The following is a 16761-nucleotide window of genomic DNA, read 5'->3' as shown; positions in this document are numbered from 1 at the left end:
TTTGCATAACCGTTCCACTGCACCTCAGACCCCAAACAGGGCAATACCGGCGTCGCCAATATCGCGCGCCGCGAACTTGACGACGAGCGCACGTAGATTGACGATCCGCGGCGCGCTCGCTGGCCGCATTGCAATTTGCCTGGTTTTCAAAGTGGCCTCCGGATGGTGTTGCGCGTCGCGCGTCAGTACTGTCGTTCTCCGATGATTCTAATGTCGCCTGACCACATTAGCCAGCTGGCATTAGCAATTACAAGGCCGACTCGCGGCCATGCAACTGCTCGACGCTGAACGTGAACTGGCGCCGCAAGCGCTGGCCCGGCGCCAGCACGGTGAGACCGTGGCGCACTGGCCCACCGGGCAGGTTGTGGGCGTTGATCATATGGTCGACCGGCTCGAAGCAAAAGAAATCGCCGCCCGCCGGGGCATACACGATGTAGTAGCTGGCATCGGTCTCGATCCGCAACTGCAAGCCGCGCTCCGGCCAGGCAATCTCGGCGCAGCCGTCCCAGCCGGCGAAGGCGTTATCGAGCGCGCTTGCCGGCAAGGGGCCGGCTTGGTCGAAGCACCACGCGGCGGGAACCGGCACGGCCGCTGCCGGCAACTTGTCAGCGCCGCCGAGCCAGACTTCGCGCGCAGCCGCGCGCAGCGTCACGCCGGCGCTGCGCGGCATCCACGGATGCAGGCCAAGGCCGAACGGCAGCGCGCAGTCGCCGCTGTTGCGCACCTCGAGCGTGATCACGAGGCTGGCGTCGCTGAGCACATAGTCCATCGTCGCCAAGAACGAGAACGGCGCGCCACCGGTGTGCTCGAGCAGCAGCGCCACGCTGGTGGCATCCTGCTGCACAAGCTGCCACGGCAGCAGCCAGCCGTCGCCGTGGATCGGGTAGCTGTCGCCGGCGCGGTTGGGAGCAATGCTGTAACTGCGCCCTTCGAATGTAAAACCGCCGGCCAGCCGGTTCGACCATGGCACCAGCGGAAAGCATGCCAGCTGGTTCGGGCGCGGCACGCTGCCGTCGAACACCAAGGGGCGCAGCACCGGCACCGGGCCACCCGCCCCGCCGATGGCGTCCAGGCGCGCCAGGGCGCCGCCGATCTCGGGCAGGATCTCGGCGCGCAGAAAATCATTGCGCAGCGTGAGCGTGCGCATTCAGGCGCCGGCGAAGCGCTGCTCGGGCATGCCGGCGACGCCGGCGTCGAGCATCAGGACGGCGCCGGCGAGCAGGTCGCCGGCGGGCGCGCCGGCGCTGATCGACGTGACCAGCAGCGTCTTCATGTCGGCGCCGCCGAAACTGCACATGCTCGGCTTGGCCAGCGGCAGCGCGATCGAGCGGTCCAGCTTGCCCGCCGGTGTGAAGCGGTGCAGCTGACCGGCATCGTTGGCGCAGGTCCAGTAACAACCGTCGACATCGATGGCGGCGCCGTCCGGCCGCCCGGGATGCCGGTTCATGTCGACGAACACGCGCTGGCCGCTGGGCGTGGCGCTGTCGATGTCGTAATCGAAGGCCCACACCAGGCGGCGCGAGGCGTGCGAGTCGGACAGGTACATGGTGCGGCCGTCGGGCGACCAGGCCAGCCCGTTCTGCGTCACCAGGTTTGAAACCAGCGGCGCCGAGATGCCGGCGTGCGCGCTGTAGCGATACAGATTGCCGCAGGCCGGGTCGAGCGCCGGGTCGAGCGCCATGGTGCCGCTCCAGAAGCGCCCCTGGCGATCGCAGCGGCCGTCGTTAAAACGCATGCCGGCCATGCTCACGGCCGGCGTGGCCAGGCGCGTCGCCTCGACCGCCGCGCCAGCTTCGTCAAGGCGCAGCCGAAAGATGCCGCTCTCCATGCCGGCCACCAGGTCGCCCTGCTCGTCGAGCGCGATGCAGGCGACCATTTCTGCGCTCTGCCACGAGCGTACCGTGGCGGCGGCAGGATCGAAGCGCCAGATCGCGCGGCCAGCAATATCGACCCAGTACCAGTGGGCGTGGCGCGCGCACCACAGCGGACTCTCGCCGACCACGCAGGCCATGTCGCCGACGCGATCGATGGATGGTGTGGTGCCGATACTTGCTAGAATTGCCATGGCTGCCTTTTGAAAATTGCTGGAAAATGATGCAACCGGAATGATATCGGTCGTCGTACAACACTGGCGGTAGTATAATCAGCGCACTTTCAAATAGCAACGACAGCCCTTGACACACCCCGTTCCGAACGAGCCCATGACCACGACACCGATCCCCTCCGCGCCCCCCAAGAAGCACCGCAACCTCGCCCAGGGCGTGGTGGCGTACATCGGCGATGGCATCCGCGCGGGGACGCTGAAACCGGGCGACAAGCTGCCGACGGAAGCCGAATTTATGCGCATCCTGGGCGTGAGCCGCACGGTGGTACGCGAAGCCATTTCGCACATGCAGGCGGCCGCCATGGTTGAGACGCGCCACGGCATCGGCACCTTCGTGCTCGAGCCGCCGCCGCCGGCAGCGGCCACGCTGGGCATTGACCCGAACACGGTCGTCACCATGCGCGACGTGCTGGCCATCCTCGAACTGCGCATCAGCCTCGAGACCGAAGCGGCCGGGCTGGCCGCCAGCCGCCGCAGCGACACCCAGTTGCAGCAGCTGCGCGCTGCCCTCGACAACTTCCAGACCTGCGCGCGCAATGGCAGCGAAACGGTGGCGTCGGACGTCCAGTTTCACCTGCTGATCGCGCAGGCGTCGGGCAACCGCTACTTCCACGACATCCTCAATCACCTGGGCACCAACATCATTCCGCGCTCGCGCGTGAACTCGGCCAAGCTGGCCCAGGACGAGCCGGCCGCCTACATGGAGCGCGTGATCCACGAGCACGAAGACCTGTTCAATGCGATCAGCCGCAAGGACCCCGAATCGGCGCGCGCGGCCATGCGCACCCACCTGAGCAACAGCCGCGAACGCCTGCGGCGCGCGCAGGAACTCATCGAAGGCAAGCTGCCGTAAGCGTCGCGTTACAGCACCGGGGCGACGTGCGCGGTAACAGGCAGCAGCATGATGATGTCGGCCTGGCGCGCCACGCCCTGCCCGGCCAGCTGCGCCGGCAGCGCTTTGCGGTGGTGCGCGAACATCTGGTGACCGCCTTTGACGAGGCTGGCCGCCATCGGCAAGTCCATGACGCCAAGGCCAATCAATCCCACTTTACGCATGCTGCTGTCGCCTGCATAGTTGAACGAGTCAAATAGCCTGAAGCACCGTAGCTTGAAGAACCGGCGAACGCTGCTTACGCGAGCGGCCTGAACCTGGCGGCGGGCGCTTCGGCGCCGCGTGCGAGGATGCCGTCGCTGTCGACGGCGGCAATCACCTCGATGTTCGCCAGCGCGTGCGCGGTTTTCACCTGCAACAGCACGCACAGCTGTTCTTCGCAGCGCAAGTCCAAACCACGTGCAACTTTTCCCTTGTTGTCTGTTGTCGTACCTTAAAATACTAGCAATATACAGCGGGAAAAACAATCGCTTTGAGCGACAGTTTGGGCGAGTGTGACAAAAACACAGCAGCGGCAAAGACATTACTTGTGATAGGACGTCGTATGACATACTATCTACTCAACTTGTTGCCTATCTGCAGTGCGCAATGCAGCGACAGTGTTGGAATAATTGACCACCTTTGACCTCGGCCGCAGCCCGTCTGCCGGCCCTCGTCGCAGTGGCACAGGGGACGCGAGGTGCCCTGACAGAGCCGCCCTAGAAGAGGCAGGCGAATTCCCACCTACTTATAATCAGCAGGAGACAACGTCATGCAACACCACCCCCATTTTTCCCAGTCCCGACTGGCCCTGACATCGGTCGCCCTCGCGGTGCTCACGATGATGCACGAGGCGGCTGCACAAGAAGCCGAAGCGCCGATGCAGCGCATCGAAGTGACCGGTTCGAGCATCAAGCGCCTGGCCACCGAAGCGGCGCTGCCGGTAACGACCATCAAGGCCGAGGAATTTGCGCAGCGCGGCATGACCACCCTGGCTGATGTGATGATGGCCTTGCCACAGTCGGCGTCGCTGGCGCCGTCGAACGCCGGCTCCGGCACCAACATCAACCTGCGCGGCCTGGGCGTGAACCGCACCCTGGTGCTGCTCAACGGCCGCCGCCTGGCCAATGAGGCGATTGCCGACGGCTACGCCAACCTGGACGTTATCCCGATGAGCGCGCTGGCGCGGGTCGAGATCCTGCGCGACGGCGCATCGTCGATCTATGGCTCCGATGCGATTGGGGGCGTGGTCAACTTCATCACCAAAAATGCCTTCGAGGGCACCTCGCTGACGGCGCAGTACATCCAGCCGGAAAAAAAAGGCGGCGGCGACGAGCAGCGCGCCACCATCACCTTCGGCAAGGGCAACCTGGCCACCGACGGCTGGAATGTCTACGCGACCATCGACGGCCACCGCCGCAGCCGGCTGGCCTCGAAAGACCGCGCCGAATTGAGCTCAAACGAACTGCTCACCAGTATCGGACGCGCGCCGACCCTGGGCAGCGGCGGCTATGCGTCGCCGGCCAATTTCACCACCAGCGCCAACAAGACCGCCCAGAACCCCTACTACAAAAGCGGCTGCACCAGCCCGTATTCGATCCAGGGCGCCAAGAGCACCTGTATCCTCGACGCCAACGAATACGGCACCGCCCTGTATGCCAACGAGCAAGTGACGTTTTATGCGCGCGGCACCAAAAATTTCTCCGACGACCATAGCCTGAGCATCGATTTCATGCGCGGCCAGGAGTACATTCTTGGCACCAAAAATCCAAGCACCAGCCTGGCACCGAACGGTATCAATGCCACAGTGCCGGCGACCAGCAAGTGGTATCCGGGCGCCAGCGGCGGCGTGCCGGCCGTGGCCGGCCTGAAAGGCGAGCCGCTGATCGTCACCTGGAGCGTGGCCGACCTCGGCCTGGCTGTCACCAAGGACGTGCAGGTCAACCAGCGCCTGTCCATCAGCGACGATGGCCGCATTGGCGACTGGGACTACAAGGCTGGCCTCGTGTATGGCGTCAGCACACGCAAAAATTACTATGACTCCGGCTACGTCAGTGGTCCCGGCCTGATCACCGGCCTTGCCAACGGCTCGCTCAATCCCTTCGGCCTGCAGGACGCTGCTGGACAGGCTTACCTGAAATCGATTGCGGTCGATGGCGCCCAGAACCGCGACTCGAAGAGCACCTTCGCCGGCATCGACGTCACCGCCAGCCGCACGCTGATGCAACTGGCCGGCGGCTCGCTGGCCCTGGCGGTCGGCGCCGACTTCCACCGCGACACCACCGAGGACAACAAACTGGGCATCACCTCGATCGTCACCTACGCCAATTCGAGCCCTTCGCACGGCGAGGGCGCGCGCAACGTCGCTGCGCTGTTTGCCGAGCTGGACGTTCCCATCACGAAGGCGCTTGACCTCAACTTCGCGGTGCGCGACGACCATTTCAGCGACTTCGGCAACACCATCAATCCCAAGGCAAGCTTCCGCTACGAGCCGCTCAAGAGCCTGATGTTCCGCGGTTCGGCCAACACCGGCTTTCGCGCGCCGACGCTGTTCGACCGCTACGGTTACCGCCTGCCGGGCGCGACCGGCCTGACCAGTGCAAAATGGGACGACCCGGTACTGTGCCCGAGCGCTACGCCGGCCGTCACCGGCAGTGGCAAGGCTGTGGCCGGCTACGTGGCATCGGCAGTGTGCAACGTGGCATTGCCCAAGCAGACCGGCAGCAACGCCGACCTGGTGCCAGAAAAATCGAAGGGCTTCACCCTCGGCGTGGTGATCGAACCGGCCAAGAACCTCACCGTCTCGGTCGATTACTGGAACATCCGCATGACGGACATGCTGGCGAACTTGCCGGAGCAGGTGTACTTCTTGAATCCGACCAAATATGCGTCCTACTTCGTACGCAATGCCGACGGCACCATCAATTACATCAAGAACACGACGATGAATCTGGGCGGGCAAAAGGCGGCCGGGATCGACGTCTCGGGCTCCTATGCATTTCCCCGCAACGCGGCCGGTGACTTCAAGATCCAGCTCGATGGCACCTATCTGACCCAGTTCGACAACCAGCTCGAAAAAGACAGCGAGTACGTCTCGAACATCGGCCGCTTCGGGCTGGCCAGCAACGGCACCACCAGCAACCTGCCGATCATCACCTTCCGCTGGAAGCACACGCTGAAACTGCAGTGGAACAATGGTGACCTGGGTGCGCAACTGACGCAGAACTACAACTCGGGCTACCACGACCAGAACCTGGTGGCGGCGGAGTACTTCCGCGACATCGAGCCGTACTCGGTGTGGAATCTGACCGGTACCTACAAGGGTTTCAAGAATATCGTGGTGGTGGCCGGTGTGACCAACCTGCTCGATGCGAAGCCGCCGGTGACGAACCACAGTGGCTACACCTTCGGCTACCTGAGCAGCGCTGCCAGCCCGATCGGCCGCGCCTACAACCTGCGCCTGACCTACAACTTCTGATGGTTGCAGCTTGATTTGACCCGGCATCGCTGCACGCCAGCGATGCCGGGTGCCGCACGGTCCAGCGCGACCGTGCAGCTTCCCGTTCCCCGCATCTGCCCTCTCCTCTCCCAACGACCGACCCGCACTGCGCTTGCAGTCACCGCATGCAGCATGCACTGGCGCTTTCACCAACCACGATCAGCCTGAGCCGGCAACGTCTCGTTGGCCCGGCGCTGCGCCGACGGTCGATTGCGCGGCGCGCTGCGTCCTTGCGTATTTTCCTGCTGAGGCATGGCGATGCCATTGGCGATGACGCTGTGCGTTCTTGAAAGGGGCGTGTCAGCAAGTTGATCTGCGCGTGTCAACCGGGCCAGCGCTTGCAGCGACAACGTCGTGGTCAGGCTGGCCGCGACCGCCACGGCGGCGGCAGCGTGCGAGCGCGACCGGCGCCTCGTCATAGGCGATGTCGCCAGCGCCGTGCCGCAGTCGAAGCGGATCGGTTGCGCAGGTTTGCCAGCGGCAACCCGAACAGCGGCGGCGCGATCAATCGCTGTAACGGCTCGCGTTTCAAAGCGGCCATGCTCGCATTCGACGCCGCTTTGGGCTCGAATTAACTGCAAATGCGCTTGCAATCGCCGGCGCCGGCTCGCATTCCATAGTGGCTTGTTCGCGCTAATTGAAAGCACCCGAAGGCTATGGTCATCGTCTCGTTCGGTTCTGGACAAGCGGGTGACGATGTCTCGAAAGTGCTGTACCAACCCGCGTGAGACACGAAAATTGTCTCGATGACGGCGCCTCGCATGGGTGTACCTGTACGGTACAATCGTCCGAATGCAGAACTCCGATTTCGGCCTAGACCGGACGTTGAGCTTTCTTAAAAATGGTGTAAAGCGATGAGAAACCGTGCACAAAATTGCCCAGCTTGAAGTGTATTATTTTGAACTACGTTTCGGCTATGGTGACGGTGCCGCATGTGTCGAATGGGCCGTGGACCGGTTGACCTTGGACGAAGAAGGCAACGATCTTGAGATAGTCTTGCTGGTGAGTGCACGAGGGCGCGATGAGGTGTTGCCAATAGTCGAAATCATCGTTGAGCGGTACGTTGGCAACAACGCTCTCGATGACCACTTGGCTGCGGGGAAACACATTGGGCGGCTGCGGAACGCCTACCTTCAGGGCAAAGAGACAGTTCATTCCATCGACGCAGCGTTAACGCGGCTTTATCCAAAATTGGGATACCCAACGTGGCTTGTAATGCTAAGCCGAAATTGCGAATACGCGACCGACATTCCCGCCTTCGAGGAGCCATTCGAACAGGAATTCGATTATATTTCGAAGCTCTGGGAAAGCGTTTCCACTCGAGCAGAGTTTGAGCAGAGATATCGTCCTGAAATTTCTCAGCAACACGATGCCAAGCCGATCTCCTGATGTCTTCGCTTCGGCATTGGGAACGTCTGGTTTGGGCCGATCCCGGCCCTTCAGGGCAGCATAGCAGGTTGTCAGGTCGAGAATCGAGCGGCCACTGCCATAGGCCGGAATCGACCTAGAGCGGACTCCTGCAACATCGGGCAACATACAGTACACGACTTTTTCGGTGATCCGGCCGCCAATTACCTCCAGGCCAGCAAAATCATCGCAATCCCTACGCCCGGCAAATACAAACACCTCGCCTTCACTTACGTCCTCGCGACTGAACGCATGTGCTGCAAACGCCATTTCGTCAGGCGTTTGAATGAATCGCCAAGGTACAAAATCGACAAGACCCTGAACCAGAAACCAGCGTAGCGAATTTGGCCAACCGTGATCGCTCAATGAGCGTTCCATCGTGGTTTCAATCTACTTGGCGTTCAAAGCCAATTCGCGAACGACCCGTTCCAGTGCACTGCCGCCGTTACCTGGAATACACAGTCGCGCCCTGGCGTGTTTGACACCGCGCCCGCCGTTCAGATGGTAAAAGTCTGCGTGCAACCGCCGGGGGCCAGTACAGCGGCAAGTGTGATCCATGCTGTCGATGTTTTCATGGGATATCCCGCTTTATTTGGAATAGAGATGCGGGTCGGCCAGGCTGGTGACATTCAGGGTGTAGCGCATGTCGGCGATAAAGATGTCAAGCTGTCCGATATGCGTGATCGTGTTGGCGGCAATCGTGAACTTGTTGGACCGGTTCATCTCGCCCATTTTTGGATAGGCTTCAACGTTCGTCCACATGTACTGTCCGGCATTGACCGTCATGACAACATATTTTTTTTCACGGCGATCGGCCGCCACATAGCCGGCGCTGCGAGTGAGTAGGTCGTGCTTCAGCCGGGTGGCGAAGCTATAGTGGCTGTCGTATTCGACAAAGTTGAGCTTCGCAAATGCATTTGATTTGATCTGCATGACCAGCAAGCCCTGATCGCCACTAACGCGAACCGCGCCAAAAAGACGGGCCGCGAGGATGCCATCGTCGCGGCCCGTTGCACCAACTGCTGCATCGAGGTGCTACATCACCACTTGCCGTCCTCCTTCGAGATTGCTTCCGGTGCCGTTTCCCTGGCAGGCTTGACCACTTTGGTCGCGCGAGCCGGCGCCGTGCCTGCTGCACCAACCGCCGGCGCCGCCGCAGGAGCAGCTTGCGCCGCGACCATCTCGCGCAACTGCAAACTCGCGGGCGCCACGCCCGCCAGCGTGCCGCTGACCTGCTCCAGGTGCGCATACGACAGCTTCGGCGTCACTTTGTCGATGACAGCGATGCAGCAAGCCTTTTCCACACGCCCCAGCGATTCACCGGTCTGTGGATCCTTCATCTCGGCACCCATCGTCACCACCGCGTAGCGCGCACCCGGCTTGACCGCGTCGCCGCCCTGGCTCAGCACCACGTCAGTTCCCTGCAGGGAAACGACTGTGATCGGAAACGTGCGGCCGACGATCGAGGCGACGATGTCGCGCACGATGTTGCGTTGCATGTCGGCCAGCACCTGCGCCGTATTCACGCCGGCGCCCAGGGTGGTCGGCGCAACGTCCGGCGCCCTGCCGCGCAGCGCATCGGCGCTCAGGACCTGGCGCGTGGCGACATTCACCAGCTTTTGCGACACGCCCCAGCCACCCGAATAACTGACCAGTTCACGGTCGCTGGTGCGCAAGGCGCGCGCGTGCCGTTCATAGGCCAGCGTATCGATGTGCCCGATCCAGACCAGGTCGGCCGAGACCGCCTGCCCCAGCTTGCCCGCTTCCGCACGCGGCGCCGCGCCGGACTGGATCAGCGCCAGTTCCTGGTCGATTTCCTCGCTGTTTTCCCGTTCCAGTACGCTGAAGCGCCCGGTATTGGTCAACGCTGCAGAAACCTGCGCGCGGATGTCGTCGGCCACCTTGGCTGCCGGCACCATCGCGCCGCCGACATTGAAGGCGTCCGTGTCGAACTTGAGCGCGCCGACCACGACTTTGAGCTTCTTGTCGACCGGCGCCGTGTAGTGCGCAATCTGCGCTTCGATCGATGCCTTGTACGGCCCGCCCTTGACGGTTGGCGCATCCAGCGACAACACCTTGAAGCGCGTGATCGCGCCGCCCGACTTCTGGGCGACGCGTTCGGCAAATTCGGTGGCACGCAGCGACACCGAATCGACGCCATCGGTCACGTCCAGGCCATACTTGACCGACACGCTGCTGGTGTCGATGGTCGCGCCATTGACTTGCAAAATGGCGGACTTGATGGCGTCGGCCGTCGCTGCAGCAGGCGTGGGGCCGTAACCGTCGGCCTTGGCCAGGACGGTGTCGACTTTCCCGACATCGGGCATCGTCGCAGCCACGCCGGCCGCAACCGGCGCGCCCGCTGCGACCACGGGCGCTGGCGTCTCCGTTTTCTGGCCGCAGCCAGCCAGCACCAGCAAGGACAGCACCAGTGCAGCCGGGCTACATTTCATTGGAACGATTGCTGACATACGATCAGAAACCGGCGCCGAGTGCCGACGTCGCTTCTTTCGGTACCGTGATGTCATGCGACTTGGCAAAGCTGACCGCGTTCGACAGCGCCGAACCCAGATTCTTCGCATTGCCCGGCAGCGAGCTGACGACGTAGACACCATTTTGCAGCTTCGGCAACATCATCGGTGACGCGCCTTTCAGACTGCTCGAAAACGACTGGAAATTCGGCTTCATCGCAACGTACTTCACCATCCCGCTGGCCATCGTCACCAGGCCGGCCGTGAATTTCTTCTTGCCTTCGGCATCTAGCACGGTGGTGCTGTCGTTGAGTTTAGCGGTCAATTTTTTGCTGTTCTCGCTGGTCACCTTGTCGGCATCGGCCAGGTTGCCCTTGGTGGCGCCATCGGTCAGGCTTTCGCTGCTGGCGCGCATGGTCGCCGCTTCATCTTTCAGTCCGACGGCGTCGGCGATCTGGGCATTGGCTTGCAAAACAGTTTTGTTGGCATCGACGTATTGCTTGACCAGCGCGTCCTGCGATCCGCTCAGGTCGCCGGAGCCGGCGGCTTTGCCACCAACGCCCGGCAGGCTAGGCATACTGAACTGGGCCTGGGCGACAGGAGCGAGCGTGATCAAGGTGACAACAAGTGCTGCGGCAAGACGGGTCATGTAAAACTCCAGGGTAATGGAACGGGGGAAAAAGTAAGGAAGAATCAGCGCAGACCGGCGTTGGCCAGCTGGCTGGTCAATTCGCGCGAAACGGTCTGGGCAGCAATTTTCAGGGCATTGGTACGGGCTTCGTCCTCGGTCGGACCGGTGCCGGCGTACTGGGCCGGGCCGGCCACCGCGACGGTTTCCGGAATGCCCTGGCCCAGGTCGAGCACCTTGGCATTCGCCGTGACGGCAACGCGCATCAGGCCGGTGGCGGGATCGGTGCCGGCCTGGCCGACGTCGAGCGTGCCCAGCGCCACATAGCGCACCTTGGCAATCCGCATGCCGTTGACGACCGTCGCCAGCGTGCCGCTTTTCAGGTCGTTGCCGTTGCGGTAATCGTTTTCGACCTCGGCCACTTTGAATGTCCCGTTGGTCATCGGCTCGACAAACGCCGCATCCACCACGCGGTAGCCGGAGGTTTTGAAGATCTGGGTGATGACGGAATTCAGATTTTGGCTGGGAATCAATTTCCAGGTCGATTGGTCCGCACGTTGCACGGTGGAGCCGCCCGTCTCGACCGTCACGCCGCGCTCGACCGCATAGCTGGCCTTGACGTTCTTGTTGGCATTGGTGCTGACCTTGCTTGCGCCGACGGCTTCGCCTTCGCTGCCCTTTTCGCTGCGTGAAGCCGTTGCCTGTCCGTTGGCGGTGACGACAGCGCGCTTGGTGACGCGGGCGTCAAAACTGGTCTGTGCATCGACCTGGCGCGACACCAGCACGAAGGCCAGTTGCGATTTCTCGCCGGCCGCGCCGACCGGTGACGCTTTCTTCAGTGCGTTGCGCAGGTTCGAGCCATTGAGCGACACGCGCACGACGGCGGTGTACTGGTGCAGGTCGGTGCGGTCGTCTTCCTGCAGGGTGGTCGATTCGAGGATGAAGCGCTCCGGATCCTTGCGGATGGTTTCGCGAATCGCGTCCAGGTTTTCTGCCTGCGCATCGCCGGCCTCGGCGAAGTACATTTCGATCGCTTTCATCTGGGCCGCAAACACGGCGCGCTCCTTGCTTTCGGCATTCACCGAGCGTTCAGTGTATTTCACCGACGCTTTGCCCTTGGCGGTGACGACGTCGGCATGGGCGGCGGAGGTGGCCAGCAAGGCGGCCATAAGAAGGGTCAGTTTCATTTGCATAACAGGAGGAGGTCTCGGGTGGTGGTCATTTGTTGGTTGATATCCGGGGCGGCCGCGGCAGATTTCAGCCATGCCGCTTCTTCCCCGCCGATGGCGCGCGCCAGCTTGGTGAACAGGCCCCGCATCGCGTCTTCATACGCAGGAAAATCGTCGAGTGTGGTCTGGTGGGCGGAGACCACTTTGACTTCACCGTTTTTCACCAGGCTGTGCAGATAAGCCTTGCCGGACATCGGCTCTTCCAGGCGCAGGTCCATCTGGGTGCCGTAGACGAAGCTCTTGCCGGCGGCCTGTTCGGAGTAGACGATTTTCTTGAGCTTGACCACGTCGGCCGACAACACATAATCCGGCTCCGGCAGTTTCAAGTTGAACACCGTGCTGTCGCCGATGGTCATCGACATCACATTCCCAATCGCGTAACCCTTGGCATACGGCAGGATGGGAATGCCAAGCTTGGCGGACAGGGCTTCGCCAAACATGTCCGCAATCCACGCTTCGCCGGCGCCGTTGGCCAGTTCGGGCGGAAAGGCGGCGCGCGCCTCGTCGCCGATGGTGACTTTGCCGACCTGAACGAAGCGCGGCACATTGGCCGGCAGGCTGGCACGGTTGACCGCAGTTGCAAAGCGCGCCAGGATGCCAGGCTTGCCATTCGTGCCTTGGTACAGGGCCAGCATGCGCTCGGCGATCTGTTCCTGCGTCGGCGCCTGCGCCAGCACATCAAGGTAGGCGAAGCTGAGGGGATAGGCGCGCAACACTGTTTTCGATTTGAAATCGAAGAACATGGCCTGGCCGCGCAGTTGCACGGTCAGTTTCACCACACCGCCGATTTCCTCGGTGCTGACCATCTCACTGGTCATCACCAGCGCCACGGCCACCGCCTGGTCGCGACCGGCCAGGCTCTCGATGCGCGGCACCAGCGTGAAATTGTCCGGCGTCTTGCCCTGCATGGCCTTGTCGAGCATGACGTTGATGCCGCGCGGTCCAAGGCTCGCTTCGAGCTGTTTGGTGACGGGGAAACGCGCTGCACTGGAGGCAAGGTCGCCGGCGTAGGCAAAACCGGCCAGCGCGACATCGGCCGCACTGGCCGTGGAGAGGTGGAGCAAAGCGCCGAGCATCAGGCAACGGGCGACATGCAGAAATGGCTGGGTCAGCGCTTTTTGCGAATTCAATGGTTCTCCAGGAGGCGGAACAACAGGCCAACGCGTATGCATGGCGGATGTTTAATTATATGCGGCAACATTTTTTCAGAGTAATGTTTAATTCCAACGGACAACAAGGAAAAATCGTGGTACGCGTGCGCGGGAGACGAGCAGTTTCCACTCTGACATGAACAAAGTTTGTCAAAAAAGAGCGGTGCTGGATGGATGCATGCGCAGCAGCGGATGTGCGGCGTATGCACAACAGGTGGATGTTATTTCGCTAAAACGTCGTGGTGTTTCGTCGTTTGACCCGACAACGGAGGGCCAGGCAAGGGCCGGCTTACCCAGTCAGCCCGGCCCGACCAGGTAGCGAACGTCGTCGCGCTCGCGGTCAGAGGCAGCCGACAGCAGGTAACTGTCCCAGCCGAGCCGGCCTGCGGGCAAAGTTGGCGCTGGGGCCGGCGCCGGCCCGGCCAGTTGCACGCCATGGACATCTGGCGCCCGCAACACCAGCTGCACTTCGTATTCCAGCGCCGTCCCGGTCAGCATCGTCACGATGCTGTGCAGGGCACGCGCCGCCGCGCCGCCGGGCAGAAAGGCTTGCAGGCCGGCGTGGTCGAGCGGGCCGATGACCAAGCGCAGGCGCAGATCGCGCTGCCACACGAGTGCACCTGCCAGGGCGCCCGCACCCAGCAGCGCGTTGGGCCCGCCCAGCGTGGTTTGCTGGCCGGCCGGCACGCCGTACCAGCTGCCAATAAATTGTTCAGCGCGCACCGGGCGGTCGAAATAGTCGCCCAGCACGCGGGCGATCTGCGCGCCCGACGCGGGCCGGTGCTGCAGCGCCGCCGCAAAGTATGCCAGCGATTCGTCCAGCACATGCCCGCCCGCTTCGTCGAGCAGGCGCCGGCGCAGGCTCGGGTTGCCGAGGCCTGCCAGGCCCAGCACCAGCGGCAGGAAATGGTCGCGCCCCTGCACCTCGTATTGCAGCTCGACCCGGTATTTGCGCCAGGCGTCATAAAACAGCGCCAGCGTGCGGCTGGAAAAGCTGTCGAAGAAGGCGCGCACGCCCTCGTCTTTTTCGGCCGCCACGTGCGCCGCGATGCGCTCGGTGTAGTGGGCCGGCAAGGCGCCGTGGCCACCGAGCAGGCCCATGAAGGTCGGCGTCAGGTGGATCGCCTGCAGGCTGCCGTCCTGCACGGCGGCAGCCAGTGCCGCGGCCTCGCGCGCGAGCGTGCGCGGCACTGGCGTGATCGCCTCCAACTGGTGCACGGGAAACGCGAACGAGGTCGAATTGTCGAAGCGCAGGTAGCGCGCCACCAGCGCGCCACGCGGCAGGTGGCGCTCGGCGGCGCGGCCGTGGCGCTTGAGCCATAGCTCAACCAGGCGCACCGCCTGAAAATAAGCGAAACGCTGCGGCTGCGCAAACAGGCGGGCGATTACAGCAGGCGCAAATCGCCGCTGCGGGGTGGGCATGTCAATAATGATTCTCCCGTTTTTACGGACACGATGGTCAGCTGGGTAAAACTGTTGGCATGCACGTACAGGCCCAGGAAGCGCTCGATGACCTGGGCAAACGCGTGGATACCGCTGCCGATGAACGCATCTTCATCGATGGTCAGGCGCACTTCCAGGCCACGTACCAGGCAGGCGAACGGGTTGCCCGGCAGCCAGCTGGTGGCGCTGCGGTAGGCAATGCCGTGGATGCCGCCGATCTGACGCTGGGTGGACGGTGAACGCGGCAGATCGTACAGGGTCAGCATTTCGCGAAAACTGTCGAGGCCGCCGTCGGACAGGGACAGGTGATTGAGCGACAGGTGCGAAATGAGGCGCCAGTGCACGCCGCCCACGCGCGCAAAGCGCCAGCTGGGCGTGGGTTTGCGCAGCAGCCGGATGGCGCTCATGTCGTTGCTGCCAACCAGCACCATGTCGCCTTCCGGCTGGTTGTACAGCAACTGGCTCGGGTGGTCGCGGTTGGTGCCGGTGAGCTGGATCGACAGCGTGTGCACCTCGACGTCGGCCGGATCGAAATCGATGTCGACGATGGTGATTTCGGTTTCGTAACCGGGGTTCAGTACGGCCATGTGCTCGTCGCGCCGCATGATCCAGTAGTGGCCGCTCTGCTCGGGCGCCTGCCCGTGACGCAGGCTGTAGAACGGCCGGAATTCGGTGATGGTTTCCCCTTGCGGCCCCTGGCGCACCATGCTGACCGCATCGATCGAATACACGTCGAAGCCGTACGGCCGACGCCCGTCGGGCAAGACCGGATAACTGGTTTTGGTATGGCTCAGTTGGATCGGGTCGCCGCGCTGTGAAAACAGGTTCACGACCGGGCTGCAGCCAAGCAACAGGTGCTGGGCCGACAGCGCGCCGAGGGTACGCGCGGTGGACGAATCGCTGCGCAGTCCGGCCAGCGCCAGGTGCAGCGTCACCGCCTTGGCGCCGGCTGGAATGGCGGCGCCGATCGCGGCCAGGTCGATATCGAAGAAGTTGAATTTTTCGGGAAAGCAGAAGTACTCGGTGAGCAGGCGGTAAGCGCTGTGCGAGCGCGCCGGAAAGTCGATCAGCGCCTCGTCGTCGCCAAACCCGGCCGGGGCCAGCGGCACGGCCGGCAGCGCGCTCCAGCGCCCGCTGCCGGGAAGTTCGACCCAGGCCGCTACGGCGCGCATGAACAGGGTATCGCGCAGCGCTGCGCAAAATGTCGGTTCGCCGTCGATGAACACGCGCAGCCGCTGCACGCCGTGCTGCGCCACGCCGCCCTGCTCGCTGACGCTCTCGAGCGTGATGCTGAGCGAGGCCGCCGCGCCCGCCGGCACGCGCACCGCCGCCGGGTGGCTGGTGATGGCGTCGAAGCGCGCCGCAACCAGGGCCAGCGGCGCCACGCTGATGGCGAACGCGGTGCGGAAGGTGCATGGCCCGCCGCACACGGGCCGGCTGGTCATGGTGGTGTGGCGCGGGAGTATGCCCGCGCCGCTGAGCTGTTTGGCCACGCCGGCGTAGTCGAAGCGGGCGATCGAACAGGACGGAAACGGGCGCAGGAAGTGCGGGTAGAGCACATCGAACAAGGCTTCGGTGAACTCGGGATAGTCGTCGTCGAGGCGCTTCGCGATGCGTGCATTGAGCAGCGCAAACGCTTCGATCATGCGTTCGATGTGCGGGTCTTCGCAGGCGCCGCCGCCCAGCAACAGGCGCCCGGCGATCTTCGGGTAGCGCGTGGCGAATTCGCGCGAATAGGTGCGCAGGAAGCCCAATTCCCGCTCGTAGTAAGGCAACAAGTCTTCCACTGTGCGCTCCCGTGATTGCCGACCAGCAACCATATTCACACAACCGGGCACGAAAAAAAAGTGCAAACGGGCGCGCGCCACAGTGCGCTTGAGCGAGCGCAAGCACACCCGTTTTACCTGCCGCGGGTAAAGCCGAACGGCTATGTTGATCGGCTTGATTGCGGGCAACCA

The 16761-nt window shown here is 63.1% G+C and carries 16 protein-coding genes; 3 read left to right on the top strand and 13 right to left on the bottom strand.

The window, feature by feature from the left end; all coding sequences use genetic code 11:
* Nucleotides 1–24 precede the first annotated feature (24 nt).
* The 3 genes from V6M87_RS17320 to V6M87_RS17310 all read right to left on the bottom strand — a co-directional run bounded on the left by V6M87_RS17320 (nt 25) and on the right by V6M87_RS17310 (nt 2065).
* Entirely contained in the window at nt 25–150 is a 126-nt protein-coding gene (locus V6M87_RS17320) for a hypothetical protein (RefSeq protein WP_332877899.1), read from the bottom strand.
* Nucleotides 151–247: 97 nt separating this feature from the next.
* The gene (locus V6M87_RS17315; RefSeq protein ID WP_332877898.1) at nt 248–1147 is read right to left on the bottom strand and encodes an aldose 1-epimerase; all 900 of its coding nucleotides are present in this window, start codon (nt 1145–1147) and stop codon (nt 248–250) included.
* The gene (locus V6M87_RS17310) at nt 1148–2065 is read right to left on the bottom strand and encodes an SMP-30/gluconolactonase/LRE family protein (RefSeq protein WP_332877897.1); all 918 of its coding nucleotides are present in this window, start codon (nt 2063–2065) and stop codon (nt 1148–1150) included.
* 136 nt (nt 2066–2201) lie between these two features.
* Here V6M87_RS17310 and V6M87_RS17305 point away from each other — a divergent pair, with 136 nt between their 5' ends.
* A complete protein-coding gene (locus V6M87_RS17305) occupies nt 2202–2957 on the top strand; it encodes a FadR/GntR family transcriptional regulator (RefSeq protein ID WP_332877896.1) in 756 nt (251 codons plus the stop codon).
* 8 nt (nt 2958–2965) lie between these two features.
* On the opposite strand, the gene V6M87_RS17300 is transcribed toward V6M87_RS17305, so the two are convergent.
* Nucleotides 2966–3160 (bottom strand): NAD(P)-binding domain-containing protein, encoded by a 195-nt coding sequence (locus tag V6M87_RS17300; RefSeq protein WP_332877895.1) that lies wholly within the window; start codon nt 3158–3160, stop codon nt 2966–2968.
* A gap of 74 nt (nt 3161–3234) precedes the next feature.
* Nucleotides 3235–3390 (bottom strand): hypothetical protein, encoded by a 156-nt coding sequence (locus V6M87_RS17295; protein WP_332877894.1) that lies wholly within the window; start codon nt 3388–3390, stop codon nt 3235–3237.
* A gap of 357 nt (nt 3391–3747) precedes the next feature.
* Here V6M87_RS17295 and V6M87_RS17290 point away from each other — a divergent pair, with 357 nt between their 5' ends.
* Nucleotides 3748–6453, top strand: a complete 2706-nt coding sequence (locus V6M87_RS17290) for a TonB-dependent receptor (RefSeq protein ID WP_332877893.1) — start codon at nt 3748–3750, stop codon at nt 6451–6453.
* A 167-nt stretch (nt 6454–6620) separates the two neighbouring features.
* Here V6M87_RS17290 and V6M87_RS17285 read toward each other — a convergent pair whose 3' ends face one another.
* Complete coding sequence (locus tag V6M87_RS17285; RefSeq protein ID WP_332877892.1) at nt 6621–7067, bottom strand: hypothetical protein; 447 nt, start codon at nt 7065–7067, stop codon at nt 6621–6623.
* A 271-nt stretch (nt 7068–7338) separates the two neighbouring features.
* On the opposite strand from V6M87_RS17285, the gene V6M87_RS17280 reads away from it, so the two are divergent.
* The gene (locus tag V6M87_RS17280; RefSeq protein ID WP_332877891.1) at nt 7339–7863 is read left to right on the top strand and encodes a hypothetical protein; all 525 of its coding nucleotides are present in this window, start codon (nt 7339–7341) and stop codon (nt 7861–7863) included.
* 606 nt (nt 7864–8469) lie between these two features.
* Here V6M87_RS17280 and V6M87_RS17275 read toward each other — a convergent pair.
* From V6M87_RS17275 to tssF, 7 genes are all read right to left on the bottom strand, one after another.
* Entirely contained in the window at nt 8470–8823 is a 354-nt protein-coding gene (locus V6M87_RS17275; protein ID WP_332877890.1) for a hypothetical protein, read from the bottom strand.
* Between the two features lie 98 nt (nt 8824–8921).
* Nucleotides 8922–10334: a CsgG/HfaB family protein gene (locus V6M87_RS17270; protein ID WP_332877889.1), complete on the bottom strand. Its 1413-nt coding sequence runs from the start codon at nt 10332–10334 to the stop codon at nt 8922–8924.
* A gap of 22 nt (nt 10335–10356) precedes the next feature.
* Nucleotides 10357–11001, bottom strand: a complete 645-nt coding sequence (locus V6M87_RS17265; RefSeq protein ID WP_332877888.1) for a hypothetical protein — start codon at nt 10999–11001, stop codon at nt 10357–10359.
* 44 nt (nt 11002–11045) lie between these two features.
* Nucleotides 11046–12167, bottom strand: a complete 1122-nt coding sequence (locus V6M87_RS17260) for a hypothetical protein (RefSeq protein WP_332877887.1) — start codon at nt 12165–12167, stop codon at nt 11046–11048.
* Nucleotides 12164–13339, bottom strand: coding sequence for a hypothetical protein (locus V6M87_RS17255; protein WP_332877886.1), 1176 nt, complete (start codon nt 13337–13339; stop codon nt 12164–12166). Before V6M87_RS17255 ends, V6M87_RS17260 begins: the two co-directional genes overlap by 4 nt.
* Nucleotides 13340–13657: 318 nt before the next feature.
* Nucleotides 13658–14782: a type VI secretion system baseplate subunit TssG gene (gene tssG / locus V6M87_RS17250; protein WP_332877885.1), complete on the bottom strand. Its 1125-nt coding sequence runs from the start codon at nt 14780–14782 to the stop codon at nt 13658–13660.
* Nucleotides 14746–16590: a type VI secretion system baseplate subunit TssF gene (gene tssF, locus V6M87_RS17245; protein WP_332877884.1), complete on the bottom strand. Its 1845-nt coding sequence runs from the start codon at nt 16588–16590 to the stop codon at nt 14746–14748. The genes tssG and tssF overlap by 37 nt, the downstream gene beginning before the upstream one ends.
* Between the last annotated feature and the right edge of the window lie 171 nt (nt 16591–16761).

It is taken from the genome of Massilia sp. S19_KUP03_FR1 (assembly GCF_036688685.1).
Taxonomy (GTDB): domain Bacteria; phylum Pseudomonadota; class Gammaproteobacteria; order Burkholderiales; family Burkholderiaceae_D; genus JALYUM01.
The sequence above is the reverse complement of the archived record's forward strand: the minus strand, read 5'-3'. Positions and strand labels throughout refer to the sequence as shown.

What these genes read in the sequence shown, in the direction of transcription:
- V6M87_RS17270 (WP_332877889.1), bottom strand. Translation starts at nt 10,334, where the DNA reads ATGAAATGTAGCCCGGCTGCACTGGTGCTGTCCTTGCTGGTGCTGGCT.
- V6M87_RS17290 (WP_332877893.1), top strand. Translation starts at nt 3,748, where the DNA reads ATGCAACACCACCCCCATTTTTCCCAGTCCCGACTGGCCCTGACATCG.
- V6M87_RS17305 (WP_332877896.1), top strand. Translation starts at nt 2,202, where the DNA reads ATGACCACGACACCGATCCCCTCCGCGCCCCCCAAGAAGCACCGCAAC.
- V6M87_RS17260 (WP_332877887.1), bottom strand. Translation starts at nt 12,167, where the DNA reads ATGAAACTGACCCTTCTTATGGCCGCCTTGCTGGCCACCTCCGCCGCC.
- V6M87_RS17310 (WP_332877897.1), bottom strand. Translation starts at nt 2,065, where the DNA reads ATGGCAATTCTAGCAAGTATCGGCACCACACCATCCATCGATCGCGTC.
- V6M87_RS17315 (WP_332877898.1), bottom strand. Translation starts at nt 1,147, where the DNA reads ATGCGCACGCTCACGCTGCGCAATGATTTTCTGCGCGCCGAGATCCTG.
- V6M87_RS17265 (WP_332877888.1), bottom strand. Translation starts at nt 11,001, where the DNA reads ATGACCCGTCTTGCCGCAGCACTTGTTGTCACCTTGATCACGCTCGCT.
- tssG (WP_332877885.1), bottom strand. Translation starts at nt 14,782, where the DNA reads ATGCCCACCCCGCAGCGGCGATTTGCGCCTGCTGTAATCGCCCGCCTG.
- V6M87_RS17300 (WP_332877895.1), bottom strand. Translation starts at nt 3,160, where the DNA reads ATGCGTAAAGTGGGATTGATTGGCCTTGGCGTCATGGACTTGCCGATG.